Annotated in this window: 17 protein-coding genes; 7 read left to right on the forward strand and 10 right to left on the reverse strand. The window is 66.6% G+C overall.

Translation table 11 applies throughout. From position 1 onward, the window contains the following. Positions 1–5: 5 nt before the first annotated feature. Positions 6–920 (reverse strand): LysR family transcriptional regulator, encoded by a 915-nt coding sequence (locus GVL12_RS04595; protein ID WP_159911477.1) that lies wholly within the window; start codon positions 918–920, stop codon positions 6–8. A 99-nt stretch (positions 921–1,019) separates the two neighbouring features. On the opposite strand from GVL12_RS04595, the gene GVL12_RS04600 reads away from it, so the two are divergent. Together GVL12_RS04600 and GVL12_RS04605 are read left to right on the forward strand one after the other, a co-directional pair. After that, positions 1,020–1,349 (forward strand): nuclear transport factor 2 family protein, encoded by a 330-nt coding sequence (locus GVL12_RS04600; RefSeq protein WP_159911478.1) that lies wholly within the window; start codon positions 1,020–1,022, stop codon positions 1,347–1,349. Then, positions 1,346–2,128, forward strand: coding sequence for an SDR family oxidoreductase (locus GVL12_RS04605; RefSeq protein ID WP_159911479.1), 783 nt, complete (start codon positions 1,346–1,348; stop codon positions 2,126–2,128). Before GVL12_RS04600 ends, GVL12_RS04605 begins: the two co-directional genes overlap by 4 nt. Before the next feature lie 18 nt (positions 2,129–2,146). Here GVL12_RS04605 and GVL12_RS04610 read toward each other — a convergent pair whose 3' ends face one another. Beyond that, a complete protein-coding gene (locus tag GVL12_RS04610) occupies positions 2,147–2,950 on the reverse strand; it encodes an exodeoxyribonuclease III (protein ID WP_159911480.1) in 804 nt (267 codons plus the stop codon). An 11-nt stretch (positions 2,951–2,961) separates the two neighbouring features. On the opposite strand from GVL12_RS04610, the gene pyrE reads away from it, so the two are divergent. Continuing rightward, positions 2,962–3,672 carry an orotate phosphoribosyltransferase gene (pyrE, locus tag GVL12_RS04615; RefSeq protein ID WP_159911481.1) on the forward strand — a complete coding sequence of 237 codons (711 nt, stop codon included), beginning with the start codon at positions 2,962–2,964 and terminating at the stop codon, positions 3,670–3,672. A gap of 8 nt (positions 3,673–3,680) precedes the next feature. Beyond that, complete coding sequence (locus tag GVL12_RS04620; protein ID WP_200843501.1) at positions 3,681–4,337, forward strand: hypothetical protein; 657 nt, start codon at positions 3,681–3,683, stop codon at positions 4,335–4,337. Positions 4,338–4,389: 52 nt separating this feature from the next. On the opposite strand, the gene GVL12_RS04625 is transcribed toward GVL12_RS04620, so the two are convergent. The 8 genes from GVL12_RS04625 to gatC all read right to left on the reverse strand — a co-directional run bounded on the left by GVL12_RS04625 (position 4,390) and on the right by gatC (position 11,802). Further along, the gene (locus GVL12_RS04625; RefSeq protein ID WP_159911482.1) at positions 4,390–4,752 is read right to left on the reverse strand and encodes a hypothetical protein; all 363 of its coding nucleotides are present in this window, start codon (positions 4,750–4,752) and stop codon (positions 4,390–4,392) included. Between the two features lie 47 nt (positions 4,753–4,799). Further along, positions 4,800–5,948, reverse strand: coding sequence for a GTP pyrophosphokinase family protein (locus GVL12_RS04630; protein WP_159911483.1), 1,149 nt, complete (start codon positions 5,946–5,948; stop codon positions 4,800–4,802). 96 nt (positions 5,949–6,044) lie between these two features. Next, entirely contained in the window at positions 6,045–6,278 is a 234-nt protein-coding gene (locus GVL12_RS04635) for a hypothetical protein (protein ID WP_159911484.1), read from the reverse strand. Between the two features lie 308 nt (positions 6,279–6,586). Continuing rightward, positions 6,587–6,871: a hypothetical protein gene (locus GVL12_RS04640; protein WP_159911485.1), complete on the reverse strand. Its 285-nt coding sequence runs from the start codon at positions 6,869–6,871 to the stop codon at positions 6,587–6,589. 278 nt (positions 6,872–7,149) lie between these two features. Next, complete coding sequence (locus GVL12_RS04645; RefSeq protein ID WP_159911486.1) at positions 7,150–8,259, reverse strand: HPP family protein; 1,110 nt, start codon at positions 8,257–8,259, stop codon at positions 7,150–7,152. Between the two features lie 222 nt (positions 8,260–8,481). After that, entirely contained in the window at positions 8,482–9,948 is a 1,467-nt protein-coding gene (gene gatB / locus GVL12_RS04650) for an Asp-tRNA(Asn)/Glu-tRNA(Gln) amidotransferase subunit GatB (protein WP_159911487.1), read from the reverse strand. Between the two features lie 24 nt (positions 9,949–9,972). Continuing rightward, positions 9,973–11,490, reverse strand: coding sequence for an Asp-tRNA(Asn)/Glu-tRNA(Gln) amidotransferase subunit GatA (gatA, locus tag GVL12_RS04655; RefSeq protein WP_159911488.1), 1,518 nt, complete (start codon positions 11,488–11,490; stop codon positions 9,973–9,975). Between the two features lie 12 nt (positions 11,491–11,502). Then, on the reverse strand, positions 11,503–11,802 hold the full coding sequence (gatC, locus tag GVL12_RS04660) for an Asp-tRNA(Asn)/Glu-tRNA(Gln) amidotransferase subunit GatC (RefSeq protein WP_159911489.1): 300 nt from the start codon (positions 11,800–11,802) through the stop codon (positions 11,503–11,505). A 211-nt stretch (positions 11,803–12,013) separates the two neighbouring features. Between gatC and GVL12_RS04665 the strand changes: the two genes are divergently transcribed. The 3 genes from GVL12_RS04665 (at position 12,014) to mreD (ending at position 14,679) form a co-directional block, all read left to right on the forward strand. Continuing rightward, a complete protein-coding gene (locus GVL12_RS04665) occupies positions 12,014–13,057 on the forward strand; it encodes a rod shape-determining protein (protein WP_159911490.1) in 1,044 nt (347 codons plus the stop codon). Positions 13,058–13,162: 105 nt separating this feature from the next. Then, entirely contained in the window at positions 13,163–14,164 is a 1,002-nt protein-coding gene (mreC, locus tag GVL12_RS04670) for a rod shape-determining protein MreC (protein ID WP_159911491.1), read from the forward strand. Beyond that, positions 14,161–14,679, forward strand: coding sequence for a rod shape-determining protein MreD (gene mreD, locus GVL12_RS04675; protein ID WP_159911492.1), 519 nt, complete (start codon positions 14,161–14,163; stop codon positions 14,677–14,679). Before mreC ends, mreD begins: the two co-directional genes overlap by 4 nt. The last annotated feature ends 48 nt before the right edge of the window (positions 14,680–14,727 follow it).

The following is a 14,727-nucleotide window of genomic DNA, read 5'->3' on the forward strand; positions in this document are numbered from 1 at the left end:
CCTGGTCATCCTGTGGGCAGATCCAGATCCTTGTCCAGCATGCAGTCGATGAAGGCGCGCAGTGCGGCGGGACAGTGGCGTCGGCTGGGGTGGTACAGGAACAGTCCCGGCCGGATGATGGCCCAATCGGCAAGGATTCGTACCAGCTGTCCTTGCGCGAGATGCGCATCGACGCGCTCGCGGTCGAAGGCATAGGCAATGCCCAGCCCTTGCAGCGCGGCGGCGACCCCGGTGTCCGCATCATTGGTGACCAGCGGCCCTTGCGCCTCCGCTTCGATCCGCTGTCCTTTTCTCTCGAACTCCCAGCGGTAGGCGCGTCCATCGGCCTGAAGCCGCCAGTTGATGCAGGCGTGGCGGTGCAGATCCGCGGGCGATTGCGGTGTGCCGCGGCGCGCCAGATAGTCCGGCGACGCGACGGCAACCATCCTCACGTCCGGCGTCAGGCGCACGGCAATCATGTCCTTCTCCAGCCGTGCGCCCACGCGGATGCCGGCATCGAAGCGGCCGGCAACGATATCGTTCAGGCCATCGGTCACCACGATGTCCAGCGCCACGTCCGGATGCGCGCGATGAAACCGGCCCAGCCGTGGCGCGATGACCTGCCGGGCGGCCATGCCCAAGGTGTTGATGCGCAGCGTGCCGCCGGTCTTCCCGGCGGTCGCACTGGCTTGGGCCACGGCCTCGGCCATGTCGCTGAACAGCGGGGCGATGCGCGCGTACAGCTGCTGCCCGGCGGCGGAGGGCGCCACGCTGCGCGTGGTGCGGTTGAGCAGCCGCGTGCCGAGCCGGGATTCGAGCAGGCGTATGGTCTGGCTCAGCGCCGAAGGCGAAAGCCCCAGATGCTCGGCTGCGCGCGCGAAGCTTGCGCGCTCGACCACCGCGACAAACGCCTTCAGTTCGGTGAATTCCGATCCGCGCATTCTGTATCTTTCTCTACATAGTCCATGAAGATTCTAGAGGATTCTCTAATTTCTTCGGCGCGCGCATCCTGAGGACTCCATCACCAAGGAGTCTTCGCCATGAACACCCTGAGCCTTCCCGAGCCGATTGCCGCCTACTTCGCGGCCGAGAAACAAAACCCCGAAGCCCTGGCGCGCTGCTTCACGGCGCAAGCCAGCGTCAAGGACGAAGGCCATACCCATGCCGGTCTTGGCGCCATCAAGGCGTGGAAGGCGGCGACATCGGCCAGGTACACGTATACGACGCAGCCGCTTGCTCTGCAGAGCGATGCGCATTCTCAGGTCGTGCACGCGCGGGTGAGCGGTAATTTCCCCGGCAGCCCGGTCGATCTCCGGTATCGCTTTCGTCTCGAACGCGGCCTGATCGCGTCGCTGGAGATCACGGCATGAGCTTCGATCTGCAACTCCAGGGACTGCGGGCGCTGGTCACGGGCGGCACCAAGGGCGTGGGCGCGGCTGTCGTTCAAGGCCTGCACGCCGCCGGCGTGCAGGTGATGGCCGCGGCGCGCTCCGTACCCGCGCAATCGACCGGGGGCGTATTGCATGTCGCCGCCGATCTGTCGACGGCAGACGGCGCAGCCGAGGTGGCGCGGTCGGTGCTTGCGCGTTGGGGCGGGGTGGACATCCTGGTCAACGTGCTTGGCGGCTCCAGCGCGCCGGGCGGCGGCTTTGCGGCCCTGGATGATGCGCGGTGGTTCGAGGAGCTGAACCAGAACCTCATGCCGGCCGTGCGTCTGGACCGCGCCCTGCTGCCCGCCATGCTGGCGCAGGGCTCGGGCGTCATCGTCCACGTCAGCTCGATCCAGCGCCTGCTGCCGCTGCCGGAATCGACCACCGCCTATGCGGCGGCCAAGGCCGCCTTGTCCACCTACAGCAAGGCGTTGTCGAAGGAGGTGACGCCTAAGGGCGTGCGCGTGCTGCGTGTCTCGCCCGGGTGGGTGGAGACCGAGGCCGCCGTCGCGATGGCCGAGCGCCTGGCCAGCGCGGCCGGCACGGACTACGCGGGGGGCAAGCAGATCATCATGCAGTCGCTGGGCGGCATTCCGCTGGGCCGGCCGGCCAGTCCGCAGGAAGTCGCCGACCTGATCACCTTTCTGGTCTCGCCGCGCGCGGGTTCGATTTCGGGCTCGGAGCATCTGATCGACGGGGGCACCGTTCCGACGGTCTAGAACCCGCGCAGCGGTGCGTCAAAGCGTGAAGTCGTAATCCACCGTGATCGGCGCATGGTCCGAGAATTTCACATCCTTGTAGATATGCTCGGCGCGCGCCAGCGTGGCCATGGCCGGCGTCGCGAGGTGGTAGTCCAGGCGCCATCCGACATTGTTCGCATAGGCCTGGCCGCGGTTGCTCCACCAGGTGTAGCAGGCGTCGGTGGTGTCGGGGCATAGGTGACGGTAAACGTCAATCAGGCCGCCGGTGGGCTCGCTTGTGTGCAACAAAGTTGTCATCCAGCTGCGTTCCTCGGGCGTGAAGCCGCTGTTTTTCTGGTTGCTGCGCCAGTTTTTCAGGTCGTTGTTCTGGTGGGCGATGTTGATGTCGCCGCACAGCACGAATTCGCGCTCGCCTTTCATGCGCATCAGGTGGGTGTGCATTTCGGCGAGAAAGCGGAACTTCGCGCCCTGGCGCAGTTCGCCCGACGAGCCGCTGGGAAAGTACGAGCTGATGATGGACAGCTTGCGCGTGGGCGTGTCGAAGCGCGCCTCGACATAGCGGCCTTCGGCGTCGAACTCGGGCGAGCCGAAACCGATGACCACGTCGCTGGGTTCGTGCCGGCTGTAGATGCCCACACCCGAATACCCCTTTTTCTCGGCAAAATGGAAATGCCCGCGCAACCCGGCGAGTACTTCGAAGCGCCCGGCTATATCGGCGGCCTGGGCCTTGACTTCCTGCACGCAAATACAATCCGGCGCAGTGGCCGCGATCCAGGACTCGACGCCTTTGGACGTGGCGGAGCGGATGCCGTTGAGGTTGAGGCTGGTTAATTTGAACAAGGATGGATCCAATGGTGATAGGTGACGCGCGTCAGGACGACAAGAATCTTTTGGCGCAGGAATTTGTGCGGTTTGCCGTGGACGCAGGCGTGCTGCGCTTTGGCGAATTCAAGACCAAGGCCGGGCGCATGAGCCCGTATTTCTTCAATGCGGGCCTGTTCGATGACGGCGCCAAGATGGGCCGGCTTGCAGAATTCTATGCAAAAGCGATTTTGGCCAGCGGTGTCGAGTTCGACATGGTCTTTGGCCCGGCCTACAAAGGCATTCCGCTGGCGGCGACCGTGGCCGTGGAACTCGCGCGCCAGGGCCGCAACGTGCCGTTCGCCTACAACCGCAAGGAAGCCAAGGACCATGGCGAAGGCGGCAGCCTGGTCGGCGCCCCGCTCAAGGGCCGGGTGCTGATCATCGACGACGTGATGTCGGCGGGCACGGCGGCGCGCGAGTCGATCGCCTTGATCCAGGCCGCGGGTGCGATTCCCCATGGTGTGGCGATTGCACTGGACCGCCAGGAAATGGCTACCGAGAACGGCCGGGACGTGGCGCACAGCGCGGTGCAGTATGTGCGCCACCAGCTGGGCATGCAGGTCTGCACGATTGCCAACCTGGCCGACTTATTGCTCTATCTGGACCATGGCAGTGGTGATGCAGGACAATCGATGCAGGAACACCATGCGCGCGTGCTGGCCTACCGCCAGCGTTACGGGGTCAACGACAAGGGGTAATCCGGTTCATGCATTCGGTGTCCATCATCGCGGGGGTCTGGGGGGCGACGGCCGTGGCCGCGGCGTTCGCCTTGGTGGCCGCTCCGGCGATGGCGCTCAATGTGCCCGAGACCGGCATCTACAGCTGCACCGATGCCCAGGGCCGGCGGCTCACCGCCGACCGCCCGATTGCCGCCTGCGTGGACCGTGAGCAGCGCGTGTTCGGCCCTTCGGGTGTGGAGCGCGCACGCGTCGGACCGACGCTGACCGAGGCCGAGCGCGAAGCGCTGGCCGTGCAGCGCCGCCAGCAGCTGCAGGCCGAGCAACGCGCCAAGGACGAAATCCGGCGCCAGCGCGCGCTGGCCTACCGTTATCCCGACAAGGCGGCGCACGATGCCGAACGCATGGCGGCGATCGCCCAGATCGACGATGTGGCGGCGCTTGCGCACCGGCGCGTCGACGTGCTGCGCACGGAGCGCCGCAAGCTCGATGCCGAAATGGAGTTCTACGCCAGGGACCCGGCGCGCGCCCCGGCGGCGCTGCGCCGCCAGATGGTACAAAGCGACGAGGCGCTGGCCGAGCAGGCGCGCTATCTCGCGGCCCAGGAGCAGGAAAAGCGCCGCGTGCACCAGCGTTTCGACGCCGAACTTGCCCAACTGCGCCAGCTGTGGGCCGTGGACCGTTGAGTTATCCATAGCACTTGCCAATCCCCTGCCGCGCAGCCGCACAGGGGGTGTTTTATTTCTTGCGCTGCTGCTCGGTCCTGAGCAGGCGCAGCACCAGCTGCAGCATGAAGGCCCCGCCCCAGGCAATCGCGCCGATGAACAGCGCGAGCGACACCAGCGTGTCGGTGCTCATCAGCTGGGCGAGCGCCGCGTCGGTCAGGAAGCGCCCATAACCCGTATAGGCGGCGTAGCCCCACCAGGCCAGGGCGCCCGCGGCATAGCTCCAGGCGAGCCGCCGCGCCGTGCGCCCCTGGGACGAGTCCGCGGCCACCGTCACCGCCGTGCGCTGCACGCGCCAGACGGCGGCGAGCGTGATGAACAGCGCGGCCAGCACCGAGGCATAGAGCCGGGCAAAAGGGTATTGAGACCAATCCATGGGGCAAGAGCATAAACGCTGGCGTAGCCCCCACAAGGTGCTGTGTGTCAGGGCGTGCCTTGTGCTTCCTGCTGTGCGGTCAACCAGCGCTCGAACGCCTGGCGCATATCGGCGCCCAGCAGGTGCTGGAAGCTGCGCTTGTCGCTGAGGTACATGCAGTGGCGTATCACTTCATACGGGCTCATGGCGTCGCTCGGGTGCAGCAGCTCGAACTGCTTCTTGTAGTCCTTGACGGTGCTGATGTGCGTGCGCATGCTCTGGTTGAAGCCGGTGCGCGTGAGTCCTGGGCGGAAGCTGTTGATTTCCTGCGTGAAGCTGTCGACCTTGTGCGGCGTGAACTCGAAGCCGTTGAAGAAGTGGTTGGCGATGCGCAGAAAGCCGAAGGCATCGAGCTGCTGGCCGCGCGTTGCCGAAGGTGGGCTCGTGGGCGCGGGGCCGCCGCCGTCTTCGTCGTCCGGTGAGGTGCTCGAATGCGCTGGCGGGGCGCTGGGCTGCTCCTCGGCTTCGAGTTCCTCGTAGGCGTTCGGGCTTTCGGCCTCGGCCAGCTCCTGGGCCGTGGCGTCGCGGATTTCGCGGAATTCACGGTCGGCAAGCTCGAACAGCGCGGCCAGGGTGTTGATGCGGCGCTTGAGGCTGCCGGGAATCGATTTCTTGTACTTGATCTGGTGATCGAGCACGCTCCACGAGTCCTGGATGATGGTGCGGATCTGCACTTCGATGCGCGAGTCGGCATAGGACGCGTACTCGGGCAGGCTGCGGCGTGTCGCGCCCAGGCGCAGGTCCAGGTGCAGGCCCTTGTAGCCGAACTCGCCTTCGGTGCTTTCGAGCGAGGCCGACTTGTCGGTGGTGTCTATGACTTCGAAATGCTCGGACAGCACTTTCTTGACGCGGTGCACTTCGTCTTCGTAGAGGCAGACGATGCGCAGGCCGATCAGGTCGGTCACATGCTCCTGGATCGAATAGGGCTGCTGCGCGCTTTCGAGCGCCAGCAGGTATTTGCTCTGGAACTTGTGGATGCACTCCTCCCTGTCCTTGACGCGCGCTTCGATCTTCGACAGCTGCAGTCCGGGAACCTGCTTGAGCAACGAGCGTGCCAGCGCCGCGAAAGTCTCCTTTGCCTCGTCCAGCGTATCGAGGTGCTGGTCGTAGAACTGGCGAAAGAGCTTTTTCTCAAGCTTGAAATCCAAAGAGGGCATAGAAAAGGGGGATCCTGGGAAAAAAGGAGGCGGGTCGCGGCGCTGGGCGGCGACCCGTCGGGGCGCAAGCCGGGGGGGCGTGCGCGGCGTACGGTATCAAACCGTGCGCCAGACTGTGGCGCAGCGGCTGCCTTGCGCCGGCAGGGCGTGGATGCCCAGCACCGAGGCGTGGCGCTGGAGCTGTTCCTCGATCAGCGCAACCTCTTCGTCGGAGGCCACGCCCTGGCCGTATTCGCGGGCGATGCCGGCGGCGGTGAACGAGGATGCATCGAACTTCTGCACGATGTGGCGGAGCTTGTCGAGATCGAGCTGGGCAATGGTGGTACTCATGGCTGTGTCCCTTTCTGTCATCGCAATCAAACCCGTTGCGGCCTGGCGCATGCCGGCCGCTTCACCAGCATAGTGTAGGCCACTGCGGGCAGTGCCGGGAGGCCTGGCCTGGCAGACGCGGTAGGCGACGGCGCCTGACACCTGGGCAAGCAGGCGATGGCCCGGAAGGCCGCAACCTCATTGGGCTTGTCGGCGCGCAGGAATCGGCGGGGGTTTTGCGGATGGGCCGTGGCGCCAGGTGAACAGGCGCCGGCCCCATCCACCCATGGGACAGCGCGCGCCGCACCGCTGTGAGGCGGGCGGTGCCGTTACTCGGTCCTGGCCAGTTCGTCCATGAGCGCTTCACGGACCAGCGATGCAATGCGGCATGCCAGTTCACCGCTGACCTGCCACTCGGCATGGTTGACGGAAACCACAAAGCCATGCGCCATATCAGGTACATGGCGGCTCAGGGCGTAACAGATCGCCTGCTCACGCAATCCGGCCAGACGGGCTTGAGGCACGGAGGCCGGACCTTCCAGGACCTCTGCGTCCGGGCCGGGCGTCCGCATGCCTTGCTGGGGGCGATGAAGGGGGGCGAAGAATGCGGACATACGGATGCTCCTGATAGCTGAACGTAAAACGGGTGCGTGAAGTACCGGGTCCGTTTTCTCGATTCGCATATGTCGCCGCAACATCCATGCCACCCGATTGCGGCGCGTTCCCGCGCCTGGGGGTTTGGCTAAGTCATTGATTTCAATGAAGTATTCCGTTTCTTGCGAAGTGTGGCCCGCCACAACGTTACGTCTCCTGTCACGTAACCTGGGGGTAACGTCGGCGCTGACCTGGTCACATGAACCCTGGTCCAAGGCGTGTTCACGCCAGAGGATCCCTAGCGCAGCGCCAGCAGTGCGCGGATCACGTCGGTGCGCGTGATCAGGCCCGCGAGCTGCGTGCCGCGCAGCACGGGAATGAACTGCACCCGGTGCTGGGCCAGCGTGCCCAGCAGCTCGCCCAGCGGCGTGGCTTCCTGGACGCGGATTTCGGGCGCGCGCATCAGCCGGTCCACCGTGGCCGCCGGTGGGCGCACACGCAATAGCTGGCGCCAGCGGCTGCGGCGGTGCCCCTCCCAGAGCCAGTCGAACAGGTCCGAGCGCAGCAGCAGGCCCAGCAGCTCGCCTTGCGGCCCGACCACGGGCAGGCTTTTGACCAGATGGCGATGGAACAGATCGGCGACGGTTTCCAGCGAATCCGTGGGGGCGACGGTCAGCAGCTTGGCCGACATCACTTCGCCGCAGGTCACGGCCGCAAAGCGGCGCTGGATGGCTTGCTCTTCCGCCGCGGCCAGCAGCGCGCCCAGGTCGTCGGGGCTGAGGTTGTAGGACTGGTCGAAGCGCGTGAGCAGCGCCGTGAGATCGTCGTTGCTCAGCGCCAGGCGCCCCGCGGCCGGCGTGCGCGCCTGGGCGGGCGGCGTGTGGCGCAGCGGATAGGTGCGCCGCGTCGCGCGGTGGTAGGCCAGGCCCGCGAGCACCAGCGCCAGGGTCAGCAGAAAGACCGTCGCCACCAGATGCCAGCCCAGCGGCACCAGCGTAGGCGCGCGCAGCACGACCAGCAAGGCCATCGCGCCGCCCGGCGGGTGCAGCGCGCGGCACAGCAGCATCACGGCGATCGCGCCGCCGACGGCGAAGGCTTCGGGCCAGGGACTGGGCAGGGCGGGCAGGGCGCCCAGCAGCAGCAGCGCCCACAGCGCCGACAGCGTATTGCCCATGATCGCCGGCCAGGGCTGGGCCAGCGGGCTGTTGGGCACGGCAAACACCAGCACGGCGCTTGCGCCCAGCGGGGCGAACAGGAACAGCAGGCCGCCGGCCGCACCGATCCAGACCAGCAGCCCGGACAGCGCCAGGCCCAGGGCCGCGCCCAGCGAGCTGTGCAGCAGTTCGCTGCCCGAAGGGCGCTGGGCCAGGGGCCCCCAGCTGCCCAGGATGCGCGTGAGAGATTGCATGAGATGTCAGTTGTCGATGGTGCTCGCGCGACCTACAGCCCAGGAAGCTAAGGCGTCCCAACTCAGTGGCAGTCCATCGTGGGCTGCCGCGTCAGCAGTACAGACGCTGCTTTCGCTTGGTTTGCGGCTTACGAAACTGGCGTGCCCCAGCCCAGAGACATCGAGCAAGGGCCGCCCCGCAGCGAGGATGTCGTCCCCCCGGGGGGGAAGCGGCGCAGCCGCTCAGGGGGGGGCCAATTTAGTTTTCAGCAGTTCGTTGACCTGGCCAGGATTGGCCTTGCCCTTGGAGGCCTTCATCACCTGGCCGACCAGTGCGTTGAAGGCCTTGTCCTTGCCCGCGCGGTACTGCTCGACGTTGCCGGGGTTGGCGGCGATGACTTCGTCGATGATGGCTTCCAGCGCTGCGCTGTCGTTCATCTGCTTGAGGCCCTTGGCTTCGATCACCGCGTCGACGTCCCCGGACAGGCCGTCCCCGGCTTCGCCGTCCCACAGCGCCTCGAACACCTGGCGCGCGGCGTTGTTGCTGATCGTGCCATCGGAGATGCGGGCGATGAGCGTGGCCAGCTGGGCGCTGCCCACCTTGGCGTCGGCAATGCCGATTTCCTCGGTGTTCAGGCGGCGCGAGATTTCGCCCATGATCCAGTTCGACGCCAGCTTGGCCTGGCCACAGGCCTTTGCCACGGCTTCGAAGTAGCTGGCCATGTCCTGGCTCTGGGTCAGCGTGGTCGCGTCGTACTCGGGCAGGCCGTAGTCGGCGACAAAGCGCGCGGCGCGCTGGCGCGGCAGCTCGGGCATGCCGGCGCGCACTGCGTCGACCCAGCTTTGCGCGACCACCAGCGGCGGCAGGTCGGGGTCGGGGAAGTAGCGGTAGTCGGCCGCGTCTTCCTTGGTGCGCATGGCACGCGTTTCGCCGGTGTCGGGATTGAACAGCACGGTGGCCTGCTGGATGCTGCGGCCGTCCTCGATCTCCTCGATCTGCCAGCGGATCTCGTAGTCGATCGCCTGCTGCATGTTCTTGAAGCTGTTGAGGTTCTTGATTTCACGGCGCGTGCCCAGCGGCCCGCCGGGCTTGCGCACGGAGACGTTGGCGTCGCAGCGAAAGCTCCCTTCCTGCATGTTGCCGTCGCAGATGCCTATCCAGGTCACGATCTTGTGCAGCTCGCGCGCATAGGCCACGGCTTCCTCGGTCGAGCGCATGTCGGGCTGGGTGACGATTTCCAGCAGCGGCGTGCCGGCGCGGTTCAGGTCTATGCCCGACTGGCCGATGAAGTCCTCGTGCAGCGACTTGCCCGCGTCTTCTTCGAGGTGGGCGCGTTCCAGGCGCACGGTCTTCTTTTCCTCGCCGAGGAAGAACGACACTTCGCCGCCCTGCACGACGGGAATTTCGAACTGGCTGATCTGGTAGCCCTTGGGCAGGTCGGGGTAGAAGTAGTTCTTGCGCGCGAAGATGCTGCGCGGCGCAATCTTCGAGCCCAGCGCCAGGCCGAGCTTGATGGCGCACTCGACGGCCTTCTTGTTCATCACCGGCAGCGTGCCGGGCAGCGCCATGTCGACGGCGCAGGCCTGGGTGTTGGGCTCGGCGCCGAAGGCCGTGGCCGCACGGCTGAAGATCTTCGACTGGGTCGCGAGCTGGGCATGGGTTTCGAAGCCGATGACGACTTCGTAACCGTGAATGAGTTTGGCGGTCATGGGTAAGTGGTTCTCCCGGCGTGATTACAGGGCCAGGCCATGCTGGCCCAGGCCGGCCGGTTGGCGCAGGTGGAAGTCGGTGGCTTGCTGGAAGCGGTGGGCGGCATTGAGCAACTGGCCTTCGCGGAAGTAGTTGCCAATGAGCTGCAGGCCCACGGGCATGCCGCCTTCGCCAAAGCCCGCGGGCAGGCTCATGCCGGGCAGGCCGGCGAGCGATGCGGGCAGCGTGTAGATGTCGGCCAGGTAGTTGGCCAGCGGGTCGCTCTTGCCGCCGAGCTGCCAGGCGACCGTGGGCGCGGCCGGGCCGGCAATCACGTCGCAGTGCTGGAATGCCGCCTGGAAGTCGTCGGCGATCATGCGGCGGATCTTCTGTGCCTGCAGATAGTAGGCGTCGTAGTAGCCTTCGCTGAGCACATAGGCGCCTATCATGATGCGGCGCTTGACTTCGTCGCCGAAGCCCTGGGCGCGCGTCTTCTTGTACATGTCGACCAGGTCGGTGTAGTCCTTGGCGCGGTGGCCGAACTTCACGCCGTCGAAGCGCGACAGGTTGGACGACGCCTCGGCCGGGGCCAGGATGTAATAGACCGGAATCGACAGCTCGGTGCGCGGCAACTTGATCGGCACCAGCTTGGCGCCCAGCTTCACATATTCCTGCAGCGCGGCATCGATGGCCGCGCGCACGTCGGCCGACAGGCCGTCGCCGAAGAACTCGGCGGGCACGCCTATGCGCAGGCCGGCGATGTCGTTGTTCAGCGTGGCGCCGAAGTTTTCCACCGGGCGGTCCAGCGAAGTCGAGTCACGGTCGAGGTCGGGGCCGCACATGGCGCTGAGCAGCAGCGCGCAGTCTTCGGCGCTGCGCGCCATCGGGCCGGCCTGGTCCAGGCTCGAAGCGAAGGCGATCATGCCGTAGCGCGAAGCGCGGCCATAGGTCGGCTTGATGCCCGTGATGCCGCAAAACGATGCCGGCTGGCGGATGGAGCCGCCGGTGTCGGTGCCGGTCACGGCCGGCGCCAGGCGCGCGGCCACGGCCACGGCCGAGCCGCCCGACGAGCCGCCGGGCACGCGCGACAGGTCCCAGGGGTTGCGCACCGGCGCGGGGGCGTCGAAGCCCACGGGGGCCACGGCCGAGTTCTCGTTGGCCGAGCCCATGGCGAACTCGTCGCAGTTGAGCTTGCCCAGCGTCACGGCGCCGGCTTCGGCCAGGCGCGTGACCACGGTCGCGTCGAACGGCGACTGGTAGCCGGCGAGCATCTTCGAGCCGGCCGTGGTGGGGAAGTCGCGCGTGACGAAGATGTCCTTGTGGGCGATGGGCACGCCGGTCAGCGTGCCGGCATTGCCCGTGGTCAGCTGCGCATCGGCGGCGCGGGCCTGGGCCAGTGTGGCTTCTTCGTTGAGCGCCACATAGGCGCCCAGCGTATGCTGCGCCCTGGCGCGGTTCAGGAAGTGCTGGGCGGTTTCAACGGCGGAAACCTGGCGCGTGCGCAGCTTTTCGGCGAGCGCGGTGACGCTCAGATCGTGCAGATCGGTGGAATGCGAAGTCATGCGGGGAAAGCCTTACTCAATCACTTTGGGAACCAGGAACAGGCCGCGCTCGACGGCTGGCGCATTGCTCTGGTTGGCTTCGCGGTTATTCGGCTCGCTGGCAATGTCCTCGCGCAGGCGCAATTGCACGTCCTCGATGGCCGCCACGGGGTGGGACAGCGGCGCAATGCCCGAAGTATCCACAGCCTGCATCTTCTCGACGATGCCGAAGAAGCCGTTGAGCTGGGCGAGCATGCGCTCACTCTCGGTGGAGGATAGTTCAAGCCGTGCCAGATTGGCGATGCGCTCGATGTCTTGAGAGGTCAGTGCCATAGGGTTTTAGAAAGAGGAAACCAGAAGTAAAGCTGTGATCCGGGTCAAGTCGGCAGGGGTTATTCACAGGGGATACGGTATTATCTCGGCTTTGCCGCATTACCATCTTTTGAGGCGGTATTTGCGGCATTGAACCCAATTGCACTCCCACCCCCCCTGATACCTGGCGATGGCCGGCCGACGCGCCGACCGTGCCTGAGAGGACTTTTGAATGTTCGGAGCTTTCCGTCGGTATTTCTCCACCGACCTGGCCATTGACCTTGGCACAGCAAATACGCTTATTTTCGCCCGCGACAAAGGCATTGTCCTGGACGAACCCTCGGTAGTCGCGATCCGCCACGAAGGCGGCCCGCACGGCAAGAAGGTGATCCAGGCCGTCGGCCGAGAGGCCAAGGCCATGCTCGGCAAGGTGCCGGGCAACATCGAAGCCATCCGCCCGATGAAGGACGGCGTGATTGCCGATTTCGTCATCACCGAGCAGATGATCAAGCAGTTTATCAAGATGGTGCACCCCCGGACGCTGTTCGCGCCCAGCCCGCGCATCATCATCTGCGTGCCCTGCGGCTCGACCCAGGTCGAGCGCCGCGCGATCAAGGACGCGGCCGAAGCCGCGGGCGCGCGCACCGTGCACCTGATCGAGGAGCCGATGGCCGCAGGCATAGGCGCGGGCCTGCCCGTGTCCGAAGCCTCGGGCTCGATGGTCGTCGACATCGGCGGCGGCACGACCGAAGTCGGCGTGATCTCGCTGGGCGGCATGGTCTACAAGGGCTCGGTGCGCGTCGGCGGCGACAAGTTCGACGAAAGCATCATCAGCTACATCCGCCGCAACTACGGCATGCTGATCGGCGAGCCCACGGCGGAACTGATCAAGAAGCAGATCGGCTCGGCCTTCCCCGGCTCCGAGGTGCGCGAGATCGAAGTCAAGGGCCGCAACCTTTCCGAAGGCGTGCCCCGCAGCTTCACGATCTCGAGCAACGAAGTGCTCGAAGCGCTGACCGAACCGCTCAACCAGATCGTCTCGGCCGTGAAGAACGCACTCGAGCAGACGCCGCCCGAACTGGGCGCCGACATCGCCGAGCGCGGCATGATGCTCACCGGTGGTGGCGCGCTGCTGCGCGACCTCGACCGCCTGCTGGCCGAGGAAACCGGCCTGCCGGTGCTGGTCGCCGAAGAGCCGCTGACCTGCGTGGTGCGCGGCTGCGGCATGGCCCTGGAGACGCTGGATCGCCAAGGCAGCATTTTCACCAGCGAGTAAGCCGCGAGGCTGCACGGACTGCGGTGAACGGCGAGGAGTGAAACCCATGGCTGCGCAAGACTCCCTACTGCCTGTGGCAACGCCGGCAGCGCCGAGGTTCGTCTGATGTCGGTGGAAACTCTGGACCGGCGCGTGCCTTCCCTGTTTCGCCAGGGGCCGTCGGCGCTGTCGCAGCTGGCTTTCTACAGCGCCTTGGCGCTGTTTCTGATGGTGGCCGACGCACGCTTCAAGCTCACCGAGCCGGTGCGCCAGGTCGTCGCCAGCGTGCTCTATCCCGTGCAGTGGCTGATGGTTCAGCCCGTCGCGCTGGTCAATCAGGGCGCGGGCTACCTGCAGTCGCTCGAACAGGCCCAGGCCCAGACCCGCGCGGCCGACCAGCGGCTGGTACAGATCGCGCAAAGCGCGCACCTGTCGGAACAATTGCTCGAAGAGAACCTGCATCTGCGCGCCTTGCTGGCGCTGCGCGATCACCTGGTCAGCCCCGGCCAGGCGGCCGAAGTGGTGCACGACACGCCCGACCCCTATACCCGCCGCGTGGTGATCGACCGGGGCCAGACCTCGCAGATCGTGCTGGGCTCGCCGGTGCTCGATGCCAACGGCGTGCTGGGCCAGGTCACGCGGGTCTATCCGCTGCGCAGCGAAGTCACGCTGCTGATCGACCGTGACCAGGCGATTCCCGTCTTCAACCCGCGCACCGGCGCGCGCAGCGTCGCCTATGGCGATCCGTCGCCCGGGGGCGGCGGCAGCATAGAGCTGCGCTTCGTGCCGAGCAACGCCGATGTGGTCGAGGGCGATCTGCTGACCACCAGCGGCGTCGACGGCGTCTATCCCGCGGGCATTCCGGTGGCGCGCGTGCTGCGCGTCGAGCACCGCGCCGATTCTGCGTTCTCGCGCATCTATTGCGAGCCCATGGCCCGTGTCCAGCAGGTGCGCCATGTGCTCGTGCTGCCGCCGCTGGCGCTGGCGGCCGCGGACGATGCACCCGCGGCCCAGTCGAGCGCGCTGGCGGCGCCTGCGGCCAAGGCGCCGGCAGCGGGCGCGACCGCCGCACCCAAGCCGGCCGCGGCCAAACCCGCAGCCCCCGTGCGCCAGGAGACTTCGCGATGATCATGCCGCGCGGCCAGCCATTGCTGCTGCCGGTCAACCCGGTGTTCATGGGCGCGAGCCTGGTCGCGGCGCTGGCCATCAACATGCTGCCGCTGGGCCGCGTGGCCTGGATGCCCGACATGCTGATGCTGCTGCTCGCTTTCTGGAGCGTGCACCAGCCGCAGCGCGTGGGCATGGGCCTGGCCTTCATCTTCGGCCTGTGCATGGACGTGCAGCACAGCGCGCTGCTGGGCCAGCACGCGCTGGTCTATTGCCTGCTGGTGTTTGGCGCCGTGAGCGTGCGGCGGCGCCTGCTGTGGTTCAGCCTGCCGGTGCAGGCGCTGCAGATGCTGCCGCTGTTCTTCCTGGCCCATGCCGTGGCGCTGATCGTGCGCCTGATCGGCGGCGGCGTCTTTCCCGGCTGGAGCATGGTCATCGCGCCGGTCGTCGAGGCCCTGCTCTGGCCGTTGATCAGCGGCTTGCTGCTCGCGCCGCAGCGGCGCGCGCCCGACGCCGACGAAAACCGGCCCCTGTGAGCAAATGGTGCGCATGATGCTCTGGCCTGCCTTGGATAGCGCGCGGCG

Source organism: Pantoea sp. 18069 (assembly GCF_902706035.1).
Lineage (GTDB): Bacteria > Pseudomonadota > Gammaproteobacteria > Burkholderiales > Burkholderiaceae_C > Comamonas.